This is a genomic window from Nitrospirota bacterium, assembly GCA_004296885.1.
In the GTDB taxonomy this organism is placed as follows: Bacteria; Nitrospirota; Nitrospiria; order Nitrospirales; family Nitrospiraceae; genus SYGV01.
Window position 1 is genome coordinate 206567 of the sequence record SCVN01000015.1, and the last position, 15965, is coordinate 222531.

15 protein-coding genes are annotated in these 15965 nt (G+C 62.0%); all 15 read right to left on the reverse strand.

Translation table 11 applies throughout. The features are described 5' to 3' along the window. Positions 1-31: 31 nt before the first annotated feature. The 15 genes from EPO61_08200 to gatA all read right to left on the reverse strand — a co-directional run bounded on the left by EPO61_08200 (position 32) and on the right by gatA (position 15938). A complete protein-coding gene (locus tag EPO61_08200) occupies positions 32-1786 on the reverse strand; it encodes a hypothetical protein (protein TAJ08876.1) in 1755 nt (584 codons plus the stop codon). A 143-nt stretch (positions 1787-1929) separates the two neighbouring features. Then, on the reverse strand, positions 1930-3408 hold the full coding sequence (gene glgA, locus EPO61_08205) for a glycogen synthase GlgA (protein ID TAJ08877.1): 1479 nt from the start codon (positions 3406-3408) through the stop codon (positions 1930-1932). A gap of 47 nt (positions 3409-3455) precedes the next feature. After that, entirely contained in the window at positions 3456-3839 is a 384-nt protein-coding gene (locus tag EPO61_08210) for a hypothetical protein (protein TAJ08878.1), read from the reverse strand. A gap of 83 nt (positions 3840-3922) precedes the next feature. Continuing rightward, positions 3923-4279, reverse strand: a complete 357-nt coding sequence (locus EPO61_08215) for a DUF971 domain-containing protein (GenBank protein TAJ08879.1) — start codon at positions 4277-4279, stop codon at positions 3923-3925. A 136-nt stretch (positions 4280-4415) separates the two neighbouring features. Next, positions 4416-5696, reverse strand: coding sequence for an adenylate/guanylate cyclase domain-containing protein (locus tag EPO61_08220; protein ID TAJ08880.1), 1281 nt, complete (start codon positions 5694-5696; stop codon positions 4416-4418). Positions 5697-6242: 546 nt separating this feature from the next. Beyond that, positions 6243-7178 carry a DNA repair protein RecO gene (recO, locus tag EPO61_08225; GenBank protein TAJ08881.1) on the reverse strand — a complete coding sequence of 312 codons (936 nt, stop codon included), beginning with the start codon at positions 7176-7178 and terminating at the stop codon, positions 6243-6245. Continuing rightward, the gene (locus tag EPO61_08230) at positions 7063-8073 is read right to left on the reverse strand and encodes a hypothetical protein (protein ID TAJ08882.1); all 1011 of its coding nucleotides are present in this window, start codon (positions 8071-8073) and stop codon (positions 7063-7065) included. Before EPO61_08230 ends, recO begins: the two co-directional genes overlap by 116 nt. Further along, positions 8070-9410 carry a magnesium transporter gene (mgtE, locus tag EPO61_08235; GenBank protein TAJ09008.1) on the reverse strand — a complete coding sequence of 447 codons (1341 nt, stop codon included), beginning with the start codon at positions 9408-9410 and terminating at the stop codon, positions 8070-8072. Before mgtE ends, EPO61_08230 begins: the two co-directional genes overlap by 4 nt. A 194-nt stretch (positions 9411-9604) precedes the next feature. Next, complete coding sequence (locus EPO61_08240; protein ID TAJ08883.1) at positions 9605-10489, reverse strand: GTPase Era; 885 nt, start codon at positions 10487-10489, stop codon at positions 9605-9607. Positions 10490-10495: 6 nt separating this feature from the next. Then, positions 10496-10852, reverse strand: a complete 357-nt coding sequence (locus EPO61_08245; GenBank protein ID TAJ08884.1) for a septum formation initiator family protein — start codon at positions 10850-10852, stop codon at positions 10496-10498. Positions 10853-10876: 24 nt separating this feature from the next. Further along, positions 10877-12160 carry a phosphopyruvate hydratase gene (locus tag EPO61_08250; GenBank protein ID TAJ08885.1) on the reverse strand — a complete coding sequence of 428 codons (1284 nt, stop codon included), beginning with the start codon at positions 12158-12160 and terminating at the stop codon, positions 10877-10879. Positions 12161-12230: 70 nt separating this feature from the next. Continuing rightward, positions 12231-13655 carry an Asp-tRNA(Asn)/Glu-tRNA(Gln) amidotransferase subunit GatB gene (gene gatB / locus EPO61_08255; protein TAJ08886.1) on the reverse strand — a complete coding sequence of 475 codons (1425 nt, stop codon included), beginning with the start codon at positions 13653-13655 and terminating at the stop codon, positions 12231-12233. A gap of 3 nt (positions 13656-13658) precedes the next feature. Further along, positions 13659-13979, reverse strand: coding sequence for a YtxH domain-containing protein (locus EPO61_08260; GenBank protein ID TAJ08887.1), 321 nt, complete (start codon positions 13977-13979; stop codon positions 13659-13661). After that, complete coding sequence (locus EPO61_08265) at positions 13969-14379, reverse strand: DUF948 domain-containing protein (protein TAJ08888.1); 411 nt, start codon at positions 14377-14379, stop codon at positions 13969-13971. Before EPO61_08265 ends, EPO61_08260 begins: the two co-directional genes overlap by 11 nt. Positions 14380-14471: 92 nt before the next feature. Continuing rightward, complete coding sequence (gene gatA, locus EPO61_08270; protein TAJ08889.1) at positions 14472-15938, reverse strand: Asp-tRNA(Asn)/Glu-tRNA(Gln) amidotransferase subunit GatA; 1467 nt, start codon at positions 15936-15938, stop codon at positions 14472-14474. Between the last annotated feature and the right edge of the window lie 27 nt (positions 15939-15965).

Here is a 15965-nt window from a genome sequence, read left to right on the forward strand (position 1 = left end):
TTGGAGACTCCGGAGCAGAGCAGAAAAACGGTCAGCGCTCGGCGTCCTGCGCACAGCGGAAGCCGATAAAGCCGGTCCGCATGGTCGGCGCGTAGGACATCCGGCTCACGGTCAGGAGCGCCCGCGCCTGGAAATCCCAGGAACCGCCGCGGATCACCTTCTCCTCTCCGCTAGCCGGCCCGGAAGGATTCTGGTTCGGCCCGTGTCGGTAGTAGTCCTCGTCGTACCAGTCGGCCACCCACTCCCAGACATTGCCAGCCATGTCATGGGCTCCGTAGGGACTCTTTCCCTCCTCATAGCTTCCAACCGCCTTCAGCCCAGCCGTGGATGAATATCCGCTTTCAACCTGATAATTGGCCAGCCTGGGATCGGGCGGATCGTTGCCCCATGGATAGAGCCGTCCATCTGTCCCTCTGGCCGCCTTCTCCCATTCCGTTTCGGTGGCCAGCCGCTTGCCGGCCCATTGACAGTAGGCAAGCGCGTCGTCCCAGGTCACACCGGTGATCGGCTGGCCCGCTTGATAGGTATAGGAGTTGCCCCAGTTTTCCGGCTCTTTCCTCTTCGTCGCAGTGAGAAACTTGCCGTATCGCGCCACAGTGACTTCATACTTGTCTAGATAGAATGCATCGAGGGCGACGCGACGTGTGGCCGACCCGGAGGCCATCGTGAATTCGCCTGCCGGGACCAGGACCATGGGCGCGCCGTCTTTCCCGATGATCTCCTTGATCTGGTAACGCGGTTGCTCATAGGGCCGCGCCCGGGCCACGTCCACGGACTTGGACGGCTGAGCCGGTTTCGCCTGTTCGGCCAGCTTCCGTTCCATCTCTTCCATCCGCTTCTTCATGGCGGCGACTTCGTCCGCAGGGAGGGCGGGTACACGTGTCGGCGCCTCGGCTATCGCCGGCGCCTTGGCCGACGGCGCAAAGAACACGAATTCCCCCTTTTCCGACGAGAGCGCCCAGAGCTCCGGCCGTTGCTGGCCCTCGGACTCGGCCGGCACACGGCCATCGAGGTAGGCATACAACTCGGAAGCTGGGATCACGCCATCCTGATTCAGGTCCGCCAGACCATCCTTCAGACCCTTCAGGATAAAATAGGTGAATACGCTGTGCCCCCATTGCGGTCCCTCAACCACCTGCTGGCCCGCTCCGCCCGCCGTGATGAGCTGCCGGCCTGGCTCTTTGGTGATTTGCTTCAGATAGGACTCCGTTTGCGGGGGCAGGCTACGAAACTGCTGACCGGCAATGCCGCCATAACAGACATCCACGAGAAAGAGCACGTGCTTCGACGGCAGAAGCGCTGCCAGGTTCCTGATTTCGGCCATATTGATGGCCGTGCCATGCAGCCGCTCACGATACGCATCCACCGGCAGCAGATAGCCCATGGGTTGGCCGCCGCTGATCGTCCGGGTTTCGCCATGTCCGGCATAAAAGACCAAGAGCCGATCCTCCGGCTTCATCCGAGCGGGCAGCTCATCTCCCAGCACCGCGCGGATCCGCTCGCCGGTAGCCTGCTGGTTCAACAGCCGAATGACGGTAAACCCTCGCCGTTCCAGCTCTTCGCCGATGGCCTGGGCGTCGGCCACGGCATAACGCAGTTTCGGAATGTTGTGCTGGTACTCGTTGATCCCGATAACGACGGCCCAGGACTTGCCATAGTGGGTGCTGATGTATGCCGCCGGATCCTTGCCCTCGATCTTCACCCCGCGCGTCTCGGCGAGGGCTGGCGCAAAGCCAACCAGAACACATGTGGCGAAGAGCAGGCTGAAACTGATGAGGCGGCGCATGGGACACCTTTAGACAAGTGTATGCGGGCATGCTAGGCCAAAACACGCAGCGGGTCAATACGCCGAGCGGCGTGCGCACTTGCGCCAGACGTCTGCCAATGCAAACAATCCGGCGCTTTCAGCGCGATCTATCGAAGCAATGGCTAGGTATGAGAATGGAGGGTCGTCACCTGCTCGTAGAGGTCGGAATAGGCGCGGGCAGACTTGGCCCAGGATACATCCGTTTTCATGCCGGCCTGCATCAACGGCGCCCAGCGTTTGGGGTGGGCATAGACGACCAGGGCCGCGCGGATGGTCGAAAGGAGCGCTCCGGCTGTCGCCTCTTTGAAGGCAAATCCGGTGGGGTTCTCGCTCACCCCGTAGGACACCACCGTATCCGCCAGCCCGCCGGTTTGCCGGACGATCGGAACCGTTCCATACCGAAGACTATAGAGCTGGCTCAAGCCGCAAGGCTCGTAGCGCGAGGGCATCAAGAGCATATCCCCGCCCGCCTGAATGCGATGGGCCAACCCGTCATCGAATCCGATCCGCAACCCGAACTTCTGCGGCCACTGTTCCTGTAACGACCGAAACCGTACTTCCAGGTCCGGATCGCCGGATCCCAGCAGGACCAGCTGCAGATCCTCCGTCATCAGCGCCGGCACGATGTCGGCCACTAGATCCAGGCCCTTCTGGTCCGAGAGCCGGGAGATCACGACGAGGAGCGGGACGTTTCGCACCGGCAGCCTCATTTCCTGTTGCAAGGCCACCTTGCACACCGACTTGCCGGTAATCGTGGTCAAGCTGTAACGGCTGGCGAGGTAATGGTCCGTTTCCGGGTCCCAAACGTCCGTATCGATGCCATTTGCGATCCCCACCAGCCGGCTTGCCCGCTCCCGCACCACTCCCTCCAACCCGAACCCGAACTCGGGCGTTTGGATCTCGCGGCTGTAGGTCGGGCTCACGGTCGTGAGCCGGTCGGCGAAGAGCAGGCCGCCCTTCATCAGGTTCAGCTTGCTGTAGAACTCCAGACCGGCCGGCGTGAACAAGTCCACTCCCAGCCCGGTCCTGGAATAGTCGGCCTCGGGGAAGTGGCCCTGATAACCGATATTGTGGATCGTAAAGACAGTGCCAAGATGATTCGCCTCCGGAACCTGCGCGTAGAGGGTCCGGGGATACACCATGCAGAGGGCGGTTTGCCAATCGTGGGCGTGGAGCAGATCGGCGGTCCAGCCGTCCTGCGCCAGTCGCGGGAGCAACTCCATCACCGCACGGCACAAGAAGGTGAACCGATCGAGGTTGTCCGGATAGTCGAGCCCTCTCTCCCCATACAGACCCGCCCGCGCAAAAAACGGATCGTGCCGCACGGCCAGGACCGGGATCTTGTCTTCCGAAAAGAAGCCGCGCTCAATCACGGCTGGGATCAGCCCGGAAGCGGAGGGCACCTCCATCTTGATCCATTCCTTGAAACCATAGGCAGCCCCGTCAATCGAGCCATAGCGTGGGATGACGAGACGGACCCGATGGCCCAGCTTGGCCAAGGCACAAGGGAGGGCGCCGGCCACATCCGCCAGACCTCCGGTCTTCGCAAACGGAGCGGCTTCGGGAGAAACGAAGAGAATATTGAGGGGCTTGTGGACCATCAGCAGGATGGAGGGTGAGCCAACAACGGCAGACAGAGGCTCCTGGGTTACTTAGGCACCGTGAGAGACTTTTCCAACCCGGTCTTGTAGATGTCTTCCTGCTTCCAGACCTTGCCGATCGTATGGAGATGTTCGGCCCCTAATTTCTCGCGGGAGACCAGCCGGCCCTCCAGGAATCCGAGCAACTCCCCACGCTCCAGATAGATCATGAAATAGCCGTCGCCGGTTCGAATGGTCGCATCCCAGCCGGCCGGCGCCTGGCCCATGGGGATCCGGAAACTCGGCACCCAGTTGCCGTTGTCAGCCGGGAGAAACTGGGCATGCTCCCCATGCGCATAGGTAGGCGGGCCCCAAACCTGCACAAAGGCCTCCGGTCCCAGGACCTGTCCGATCAGCTCGTTGTTCTTGATGTGGGCTTTCTGCACATCCATGGGCGGCAGGAGCTGTAAGTCGATCGGCAAATACGAACAGGCCGTCAGGAGCAGACAGGACAGCAGGAAAATGATTAGACGCTTCAGAGGAGCCTCCGGCTCTTGGGCTCTTGGGGCTTGACCGGCACACAGGTATCACATTGGCAGGCGCGCCGCAAGAAGGTATAGGAAAAGAGCCCCGTATCGTGCCCGTCGCTGAACGTGAACTTCAGGGCATACCGCCCGACCGGTTCGATGTCGTTAACCGCCACGAACATTGGAATGTCGTCGGCCTTCAAGCGCAATTCCCCGGTCCATTCATCGGTGCAGGCCGCACAAGGACAGTGCAGGCGCAGATAGCGGACCGGATAGACCCCCTTGTGCCCGTCGGACCAGTCGATCCCGAGCACTCCCTTCTCCAACCAGCTCATGTCTCTGGGTTCAAGAACGCTAGTAGCCATGCCTGCCCGCTCCCCTACCATCTCTGTCAGGCGCACCATACCAGAGACAGACAGACTCCGACAAGCTGGCACCCATTGATCACAACAGGATAACGGAGGAATTGAGCAGCGGACGAGTACCGCGGAAGGGACTGCGTCAAGCCTGGGGTTCTTCGGCGACCATCGAGCGAAGCACAGCCTGGATCGCAGGCTGATCGACGCGGATCACCTCGGTGACAGACAAGTTGGCGATATCGGTCGATTTGGGAATGCGCTCCAGATTCGGCAGGTCTACAACACGGGAATAGGTCTTGGGAATAAACAGGTCCCGCCCCTCCATCGGCCGGCGGATCCCATACTCCACATGATCCAGTATCTGCGAGGGCAAGGCGCTCAGCATATGCTTGCTCACCCACAAGCAGCCGTTCCGCCCTATGCCCGAGACGCGCGCTGTCACGTTGACCGTATCCCCCAATGCGGTGAATTCCGGAGTGGAAGCCGAGGGGATGTAGCCGATCCATTCACGCCCCTCGTGAAGCCCGATGTTCAGCACCAGTTCATTGAGCCATTGTTTCTTCCGCTTCCACTCCCGGTTGATATCCGCCATGGAGCACTGAATGGCATTCGCACAGAGCAGGGCATTGACACTGTGGCCGAACGCATCGCCCGGCTTGGCCAGGAAGAACTGCACCACCCCGTCACCCACATGTTTGCCCGAATAGCAGCCATAGTCGCGGAACGGCTTTTCCAGCCTAGCCCACATGGCCGTAATCAGGTCAAAATATTCCTCGGGCGGCAGGTCGGCCGAGATTTTCACGGAGTTCTGCAAATCAGCCACCAACACCGCCATGGCGCGCATGGCCGGCAGCTTGTTGATGAGCAGATCGTTGATGATGTTCCGCCTACCGGTCAGCAGATCCAAAACCGGTGCCAAATTCACGACGGTTGGAATCCAGATGATCAGGATCCCCTCCCGGAACATGGCCGCAACGCGGTGATACCCCTCGCACCGCGACGACTTGAAGCGAAACCGCTCTTCCCGATAGTTGATCTGGGGCAAGGCCTCGACCTCGTCCGGCCAGATTCGGCCCAGCCAACTTACGGTATCGATACCCAACGGCACCAAAAGCGGATTCCGGGACGGCGGAGGGATATCCCCCTGGACCAGCGGCAAGTGGCTCTTGATGAAGCCATCGAAATCCGTGACGAGGTCGCGGGTTTTGCTCGTGAACGCCAGCGAGAAGAAATGCCGTTCTTCGATATTGCGGAGCGTGCGGACCGACTGCCCGAAGATCAGCTCCTCGGCTTGGGGATTAATCCATTCAATATCCCACTGCCGATTGACCATGTAGGCGGGATACGCGATTTGGGTAATCGCCTCCGGAATCGTCGTCTGTGTTTTTGCACGAATCGCCATCACGTCCTCGAAACTTCCCATCTCCTACTAAGGGAGTTCTGCTTAGAGAAACCACACCTATCTAGATTTGTCAAACAAAAGACGATTTGCCGGCTGGCACGTAAAACTAGACGAACATTGCGTGCAAGAGATGAATAGCCAAGCAATGCAGGACGTTACGGCACCCGTTTATCGATTATAGAGCCCTTGTTGCGTGGAGTCCGGTCCTATGCTAGCGTCGAGACGGCAGCTGGAGGTCCTGCCATGAGAATCTTGCTTGTTCTTACGCTTGCCCTGCTGGCTACCACGGCCGCTGCCGAGGTTGGAGTCCCAATCAGGCCGGGCTCGTCTGAAAACCAGCCGGCGGTGATGGAATCCCTCGGCACCGGTACGGGCGTGCCCGTTTCGCCTGACGCTGTCCCGACTCCCATGGTCCCGCTCGCACCTCCACAGGCTCCAGCCTCTAGAGTTTCTCCCGGTCCTTCTCCGTCCTCTTCTTCCTTCTCTTCTCCGCAGACCGGCGGCGAGCCTCCGCCGCAATTCGACCCTTCTATCCTACCGCAGATGAACGATCCGCCCCGCCCCGATCTATATCGGCCCGACTTGCGGTAAAGCAGGCTTCACCTCATATGGTGGTTCCGGCTCGGCGACCAGGAAGTCCACCGGCGGGAGGCGTTTGCCCGCCACAATCGTGACATAGGCTTCGATGGCCAAGTCCAACTCGATCCGCACCTGGCCCGAGGCTTTGAGACGGCTCAACATTTCCGGGGTCATCCGCAGCGCCTGTTGCAGAAAGGCGAGGCTGCCGGGAGACAGGAACAGGTACCGGTCGGATCGACGGCTCGTACAGCCGTCGCAGACGAGCCCGCCGGCCAGGGCCGAGAAGCGCCCCGCCGAACCGACCCCCGAGGCCTGCGTATCCCTACCGCAAGCAACGCAATGGTCGGTCTGCGGACGAAACCCGGTGAGTCCCAACAGTTTGATCTGAAACAGCAGCGTGGTGAGGCCCGGATCGTGACCTTCGTTGAGCGAACGGAACCCCCGCAAGAGCGTGTCGAAGATTTTGGGCGCCGGGTCTGCGTCCGGCGTGATGGCCGTGACCAGGTTGGCCATGCGGGCCGCCCCGGCCATAATCGCCAGGTTCTCGCGCAAGGCCGGGAAGGTTTCCCTGATGTCCGCCTGCGAGACGCGGTGCAACGTGTCGTTGGGTTTCTCAAACAGGTTCAAATCGCACTGGACGAAGGGTTCCAAGGCGCTGCCGAACCGGCTCTTGATCCGCCTGGCTCCCCGCGCCACTCCGCGCAGCTTGCCGAACCGCAGCGTGTAGAACGTGACGATCCGGTCCGCCTCGCCCCACTTGCGGCTCTTGAGTGTGATGGCGGGGGTCTTCAGCAGCGGCATGCGCCCCTCATCGTTTCTTCCCCCCTCGCGGCTGGGGCACAGGCTTCGGGGCGGCAAAGTCCACATGCACGTCCACGTAGGGATCGGCAATGTGCTCCGGAAAGGGCGGAAAGGGATGGGCATCGACGACACTGTCCATCCCCGCCTGGTCCACCTGCTGGCTTCCGGAGGACCGTTCGAGCGCAACCATCCTGGCAACACCGTCCCAATAGAGCCGGAATTGCACGCGCGGCAACCGGATCGGCGACGTTTTGGCCCGGACCCTTTGCCTGAACTGTGCGGTGACGCGCTGTTCCAGCGCCTGCCAGTAGTCCATGGACTCCACGGATACGGGGATCGGTTTGGGCAGGGGTAAGTCCGATTCCGTGATAACCCCATCCAGTACCGGAGAGACCGGCTCCCGTTCGATGCCCGGCAGAGGAGCCGACTCGGTCATGACGGCAGGCGCGACCGGTTGCGTAACTTCAGGAACCGCCTCCGGCTGGGCCGGTTCCGGCTTGGCCTCAACCTTGCGCTCAGGATGCGGCTCCAGGTTGATATAGACGGAGCGATGCAGAAACGGCGTGAGACCCATGCCCCGCAACCTGGCGAACGATACGTCCACCCGGTGAAACCGCTGCCGGAAATCGCGCCGAGCGGCTTGTCCGTTCGGCGAAGGCTCCTCTCCCCCTCCTGTTGTCGTGGCCGGCAGATCCAGGCTCACTTCGGCCTGCCAGGAACGGGGCCCTTCGCCAGGAGCCAGAGAAACCATGACTCGGGTCAGGAGGGTTCCTTCGACGATGGCCACCATCTCCTGTGGCCCTGCCGGCTCACCATGCAAGCGCAGGGTCAGGGTAGCCCGTGGCTCGGCCTGGAGCGGCCCTTGTCCCGGTTGTTCCGCCAGTTCGAAGACCACGGATCGGCCCCCGCTTTCGTGGAGCGCAGCAGGAGGCGCGGCCGCCACAAGCCCGCTGAGGCCAAGGCTTGTCCAGAAACAAGCCGCGCCAACAGTCCAATGGGCCCAACGGGCACCCGTCATCGGAGATGTTCCAGCAGAAGGGTCGAGAGGGCGAGATAAATCGTGATGCCGCTGATGTCGTTGGCCGTGGTGACAAAGGGCCCGGCCGCCACCGCCGGGTCCACACCGATCCGCTTGAGCACGACCGGCATGATCGTCGCCATGCTGGTGGACACCAGAAAGGCGATCATGAGCGAGGCCCCGACGACCATGCCGAGAAACCATTGGCCATGCCAGAGCCACCCGACGATGGTAAGCAGCACCCCGCAGGTCACCCCGAGGATGAAGCCGATGCGGACCTCGCGGAAGAAAACCTTCCACACGTCCGACAGCTCGATCCGGCCCGTCGCCAACCCCCGGATGATGAGCGTCGAGGATTGGAGTCCGACGTTGCCGCCCATCGCCGCGATGACCGGGATAAAGGTGACGATGGCCACGACTTCCTGAATGGTGAACCGAAAGAGCCAGAGTATCCAGCCCGAGACCAGGCTGCCGACGAGGTTCGTGAACAGCCAAGGCAGGCGCCGGCGCGACGAATCCAGGCTGGAGGACTCCATGAGGGCGTCCTCTTCCGTGGCCCCGGCCATCTTTAACATGTCTTCCGTGGCCTCTTCCCGGATGACGTCCACCACGTCGTCCACCGTGATGATGCCGACCAGCGTGTTGTCCTTCTCGACCACGGGAATGGCCAGCAAGTTGTAGCGCGCCACCTGGCGGGCCACCTCTTCCTGGTCCACATCCACTGCGACGCTCATCACGTCGGTGGCCATGATGTTCTTGAGCGGCGTCCCCGGTGGGACGGTCAGGAGCTGGCGGAGCGACAGGACCCCGACGAGATGCTCGTCCTTGTCGGTGACGTAGATGTAGAAGACCATCTCGGCGTCGGTCGCCTGCTGCAGGCGCCGGATGGCCTCCTGGGCCGTCGCATCCTCCGGCAGTGAGAAGAACTCCGTGGTCATGATGCCGCCCGCCGTATCCTTGGGGTACTTCAGAATCTCGGCGATCTCGGTGGAGTCCTCCGTCTTCATCAACGTGAGAATCTCCTGGGCCTGCTCGTCCGGCAGCACGCCCAGGATGTCGCCTACGTCGTCCGGCCCCAGGTCTTTCAGCAGCGCGGCCACTTCCGAGGCGGGCATGTCCGCCAGCACTTGCGGCACGCTCCCGTGATCCAATTCGCTGAGCACCTTGCCCCGTTCCGCCTCTCCGCGCACCAGCTCGAACACCGTGCGCTTTTCCTTCTGCGAGGACAGGTGCGCGATGACCTTGGCGATATCGGCCGGATGCATGCGGCCCATCATCTTGCCCAGATTGGTGATCGCGCCGCGGCGCAGCAGACGCTGGAAGGAGGCCAATACCAACTCGAACTTGCCCTGCCCCTTCTCCGGGACCTCCTTGGAAAGGTCCTTCAGCAGGTCCTTCTCGGCTTGTCGGGTACGTTCGGTCGGCTGCATCTCTAGTCTCTCACGTCAACAAGCCGAAAAAGTTGGAAAGTCTCTTGGTGTGCGGTTCTTCAACGTTACACACTTTCAAACTTTTCGACTTTCTCACTTATTTAGTAGCCCAGCTCGACAAGCGTCTGCTCGTCCTCGCGCCAGGACTCTTTCACGGTCACCCACAGCTCCAAGAACACTTTCATCCCGAAGAGCTTTTCCATTTCGACCCGCGCCTCGGTCCCCACCGTCTTGAGCAGCTCCCCGTGCTTCCCGATCACGATCGCCTTCTGGGAGTCCCGTTCGACGAAGATCGAGGCCTGAATGCGCGCCAGCTTGCCTTCCTCCTTGAAGCTGGTGATCTCCACCGCCACCGCATAGGGCACTTCGTCGCGCGTCAGATGAAGAATTTTCTCCCGAACGATCTCGGCCGCCAGCGTGCGCATGGGTTGGTCCGTGAGCATGTCCTCCTCGTATCCCGCCTCCCCTTCCGGCAGCGCGGTGACGGTCAGCTCCAGGAGCCGGTCCACGTTGATCCCGTTCTTGGCGGACAGCGGTACGATCTCCGACCAGTCCAGCATCTTCCGGTAGGCGTCGATGAGCGGCAGCACCCGGCTCTTGTTGACCGCATCCACCTTGTTGATCAGCAGGAACGCCGGCGGTCGCCCTTCCTTTCGCGCCTCGCGCACCTGCTCGATCGCGAACCGGTCGCCGGGCCCCGGCGCCGCCGTGGCCTCCACCATGACGTAAAACAGGTCCGCTTCCTTCATGCAGTCCATGGTGGTGCGGACCATCCGTCGATTCAGTTGATGTTGGGGCTTGTGAATGCCCGGCGTGTCCAGCAGCGCGAACTGCGCGCCGGGGAGGTGCACCACGCCCAGGATGCGGGTGCGGGTGGTCTGGGGCTTATCGGAGACGATTGCGATTTTTTCTTTGAGGAGCGCGTTCAGCAGGGTGGATTTCCCCACGTTCGGGCGCCCGATGATCGCCACCGTTCCCGTCTTCATGATCCCTCACTTCGTCGGCTCAACCTGTCCGATCTTGACCGGTTCGTCCACAACCTGATAGACCGTCTCGCCCTTACGGACGAACCCCAGCCGCTCCCGGGCCACTTCCTCGATGCGCGCCGGATCGCTCTGGAGCCGGCTGATATCGGTCCGCAACTCCGCGTTGGCCTTGGCCATGGCCTGGATTTCAAGCTCCAGCGCCTGGGCGTTTTTGCGCATCTCCAGATATTTCGGAATGCTCATCTCTCCGAAGAAGGAGGCCGCCACGAGGGCCGCCATGACACCGCCCACCAGCCATGGCGCCCGCCGGAGCGTGAGCTGATGCCGGTGCAAGGTGTTATGGCTGCGGTTTCGTCTGGTCACCACACCTCCTCCGGGGTGCTGGCGCTAGCGGGCGGCGTTGACGGCCCCGCGGCCGCGGTAGACCGCCTGAGCGCCCAACTCTTCCTCGATGCGCAGCAGCTGGTTGTACTTCGCCACCCGGTCCGTCCTCGACAGGGAGCCGGTCTTGATCAGGCCGGTGTTCAACGCTACCGCCACGTCCGCAATCGTCGTGTCCTCGGTTTCGCCGGACCGGTGCGACACGACCGCCGTGTAGCCGGAACGCTTGGCCAATTCGATGGCCTCCAGCGTTTCGGTCAGCGTCCCGATCTGGTTCAGCTTGATCAGGATCGAATTGCCGATCCCGTCCTTGATCCCCCGCGAGAAAATCTCCACGTTGGTCACGAAAATGTCGTCGCCCACGAGCTGCACCCGGTTGCCCAACCGCTCCGTGAGCATCCGCCAGCCTTTCCAGTCCAGCTCGCTCAGCCCGTCCTCGATGGAGAGGATCGGATACCGGTCCACGAGCTTGGCGTAGTAGCGGATCATGTTCTCGGAGGACTTCTCCTCTTTTTCCGCCTCGAGCACGTACCGGCCCTTCTCGTAGAACTCGCTGGCCGCCGCGTCCAAAGCCAGGGCGATGTCTTTGCCTGGCCGGTACCCGGCCTGCTCGATGGCCTGCATGATCAGGCTTAAGGCTTCTTCGTTCGACTTGAGGTCCGGCGCGAACCCGCCCTCGTCCCCCACCGCCGTATTGAGCCCGTGCTTCTTCAGCAGGGATTTCAAGGTATGGAAGACCTCCGTGGCCATCCGCAGCGCCTCGCTGAACCGCGCGGCGCCGACCGGCATGATCATGAACTCCTGGAGGTCGAGGCTGTTGTCGGCATGGGCGCCGCCGTTGATGATGTTCATCATCGGCACGGGCAGGACCCGCGCATTGGCGCCGCCGATGTAGCGGTAGAGGGGCAGGCCCGTTTCGGCCGCCGCCGCCTTCGCGACGGCGAGGGACACGCCCAGAATGGCATTGGCGCCGAGCCGGCTCTTAGCCCTGGTGCCGTCCAGCGCGATCATGGTCCCGTCCACCGCCGCCTGATCCAACGCTTCCATCCCCAGGAGCTTCGGCGCGATGGCCCGGCTGATGTTGGCAACCGCCTTGGAGACACCCTTGCCCATCCAGCGCTTCTTGTCCCCGTCCCGCAGTTCAATCGCTTCCTTCTCGCCCGTGGACGCGCCAGAAGGCACGGCCGCCCGTCCCTTAGCCCCGCTCTCCAGCGTGACATCCACTTCCACCGTCGGGTTGCCGCGTGAGTCCAGAATCTGCCTCGCCCTAATTTCCCTGATCGCGCTCATTCCTCACTCCAGTTAAAAAGTCCGTACGGTCGCCTCATCTCAACGTCGCGTGCCCGTGCAGCCGCGACTTCTATCCCGCCAGTTTTTTCTTCAGCAACTCGTTCACTTTTCCCGGATTGGCCTTGCCACCGGAGGATTTCATGACTTGGCCGACCAGGAATCCGAGCACAGCTTCCTTGCCGCCCCTGTATTGCGCCACCTGCGCTTGGTTCCTGGCGATCACCTCATCAATGATCTTCGCAAGCGATCCTTCGTCCGAGACTTGCGTGAGCCCCTTTTCTTTGACGATCTGTTCGGGAGACTTCCCGCTGGCGTACAGCTCCGGGAATATCTCCCGCGCGACCTTCAGGCTGACCGTGCCCTTCTCCACCAACTGCAACAGGCTGACGAGCCGCTCCGGGCTAACCGGCGAGGCGGCAGCGGACATCCCCGCGTTATTCAACTCACGCAGCAGTTCCCCCATGACCCAATTGCTCACGGTCTTGGGCTGAGGAAAGAGCCTGACACAAGCCTCGAAGTAATCGGCCAGGGCCTTGCTGCCGGTCAATACTCCCGCATCATACTCCGGGAGGCCGTGCTCGCCGACAAAGCGCCGCTGGCGGACCGCCGGCAACTCGGGCAGGGTCTTGCGCAGGTCGTCGATCCACTCGGGGGCAAGACTGAGCGGGACCAGATCAGGGTCCGGAAAATACCGATAGTCGTGCGCCTCTTCCTTGCTCCGCATCGTGGCGGTCTCGCCCTTGTCCGAATCCCACAGGCGCGTTTCCTGGGCGATCTTCCCGCCTTCATTCAGCACTTTGGTCTGTCGCTTGATCTCATACTCGATCGCCTCCTTCACGAATTTGAAGGAGTTGATGTTCTTCAGTTCGACCTTCGTGCCGAATTCTTTTTGTCCGACCGGCCGCAACGAGAGATTGGGCTCGCAGCGCAGACTCCCCTCCTCCATGTTGCCGTCGCAGACCTCCAGGTACATGAGAATCTCCCGCAACATCTTCAGATACGCCACCACTTCGTCGGCCGAGCGCATATCCGGCTCGGTCACGATTTCCAGCAACGGCGTGCCTGCCCGGTTCAAGTCCACGCGGCTCCCGTTGACGCCGGCTTCATGGATGTTCTTGCCCGCGTCCTCTTCCAGGTGCGCACGGCGGATGCGAACCGGCTTCTTCGCCGGGCCGACCTCCACCGACCCGTGCTCACAGATCGGCGCTTCGTACTGCGAGATCTGGTAGCCCTTGGGCAAGTCGGGATAGAAGTAGTTCTTGCGCGCGAACCGGTTCTGCTCGCCGATCCGACACTGCAACGCCAGCCCCGTCCGGACCGCCATCTCGACCGCCTTCTTGTTGATGACCGGCAGGGTGCCGGGCATCCCCAGGCAGATCGGGCAGGTCTGGCTGTTGGCCGGCAAACCGAATTTGGTCCCGCAGGCGCAGAACATCTTGGACTGCGTGAGCAGTTGGGCATGGACTTCCAGCCCGATCACAACTTCGTACGACACCCGTTAACCTTTCTTCTCTCCCGCCAGCCGATCCCGCTCGCGCCGCATGGCCTCGCGGCCGGCATCGAGGGCCTCGCTCAGAATGGACTTCTTTTCGTGGATGGCCTCGCGCCCCTTCTCGACCACATGGTCGAACGCCTCGGTGGCCTTGCCGGCCAGATCGCGCAGGTCATCTTCGGCCTTCCGGGCATAGCCGCGTAATTGCTCCCTGGTGTCGCGGCCCGATTGCGGAGCCATTAACAGGGCGACCGCCGCACCAACCAGAGCCCCGCTTAAAAACGCCAACCCGACTGCCCCCGGTGAAAATCCGCGATCATCCGCCATTGGACTGCCCTCCTTCTCCATGAGACATCCGTGCTTTCACCACCGACGACGCGGCTTTGAATCCGGCCACCAGGCCGGCCACATTCCTCAGCCACGCACCGTTTCGCCCCCGGACCGTGTCATGCACGTTCTGCACGGTCTCGCCGACTTCTCCGACCGCGTGGAGGAACACCGCCGCATGCTCGATCCCCTCCCGCGTATACTCGGCCAGCTGGTTCAAATTCTGGGTCGTCTCGCGCATCTCTTTCAGCAACGACGGCAGATCCCGATTCATTTGGGCCAGCAAGAGTCCCGATTCCGCCACGGTCTTCTTGAGTTCGATCAGCACTGGGACTAGGACGCCGACAAACACGGCCACGCCCAATGCCACCACGATCGCCGCGACTTCTATGCCCGTCATGCTTCTCCTCCGTTAAACGCGAACGGCAAACAGTGAATTCGAGCGAGCCCTCTTGTCTTTCTAGCCCCCCTCACTATTTACCGCTCACCTTTTCACCTGATATTCGGCCGCTTGGCCCGCCAGCCGGTCGCCTGCTCGTAGGCATAAGCGCCGCGCAAGAGTGTTTCCTCTTCGAACGGCCGACCGATGAGCTGTAGCCCGATCGGCAGCCCCGCCTTGCTGAACCCGCAGGGCACCGAAATGGCCGGGTTCCCCGCCAGGTTTACGGAGATCGTATAGATGTCCGAGAGGTACATCTGCAACGGATCTTCGGATTTTTCACCCAGCTTGAACGCCGGCGTCGGCGTCACCGGCGTGACAATCAGATCCACCTCGCGGAACGCCGCCTCGAAATCCTGCCGGATCAAGGTCCGCACCGCCTGGGCCTTGCCGTAGAAGGCATCATAGTAGCCGGCGCTGAGCGCATAGGTACCCAGCATGATCCGCCGCTTCACCTCCGGCCCGAACCCTTCCTGCCTGGTCTTCATGTACATGTCCAGCAGGTTCCCGGTTTCTTTGGACCGGAGCCCGAACTTGACCCCGTCGTACCGAGCCAGGTTGGAGCTGGCCTCCGCCGTCGCAATCAGGTAGTAGGTGGCGATCGCCGCATCGGTCCTCGGCAGGGCGATCTCCTTGACCTCCCCCCCCAGCTGCTTGATCTCTTCGATGGCCGCCTGCACCGCTTGCTCGACCTCCGGGTCCAGCCCTTCCGCGAAATATTCCCGCGGCACGCCGACCTTCAACTTCTTGAAGTCTTTCTTCTTGAGTGCCTTGGCATAATCCGGCACCGGGAGGTTGGCGCTGGTGGAATCCAAGGGATCGTGCCCCGCGATTACGCCCAGCAACATCGCCGCATCCGCCACGTCTTTGGTGATCGGGCCGATCTGATCCAGCGATGACGCGAAGGCCACCAGGCCGAAACGGGACACCCGCCCGTAGGTGGGCTTCAACCCGACCACCCCGCAACAGGCAGCCGGCTGCCGGATGGAGCCGCCCGTATCCGATCCCAACGCGGCGGCGCAAAGATCCGCCGCCACGGCCGCCGCCGATCCGCCGCTGGACCCGCCCGGCACCCGACTCAGGTTCCATGGGTTCCGGCTCGGACCGAAGGCCGAGTTCTCCGTCGAAGAACCCATGGCAAATTCATCCAGGTTGGTCTTGCCCAGCAGGAGATAGCTTTGGCCGCGCAACCGCGCGATCACGGAGGCATCGTAGGGCGGCACGAAGTTGCCGAGCATCCGCGAGGCACAGGTCGTCAGCACGTTCTGCGTGCAGATATTGTCCTTGACCGCCACCGGCATGCCCATCAGCGGCATCGTACGACGCCAGCCCTTGAGCTTTTCATCCAGGGCTGCCGCCTGGGCCAGAGCGGCCTCCTTTGTCAGCGTGATGTAGGCCCGGACCTTGGGCTCCAGCTGATTGAGACGCAGCGTATAGGCCTGCACGATCTCGCAGGCCGTGACTTCGCCCTTGGTGAACTTCTCCTGCAGTTCGCGCAACGTCAACTTGTAGAGCGACATGAACCCTCGACACCGGATGACTTACGG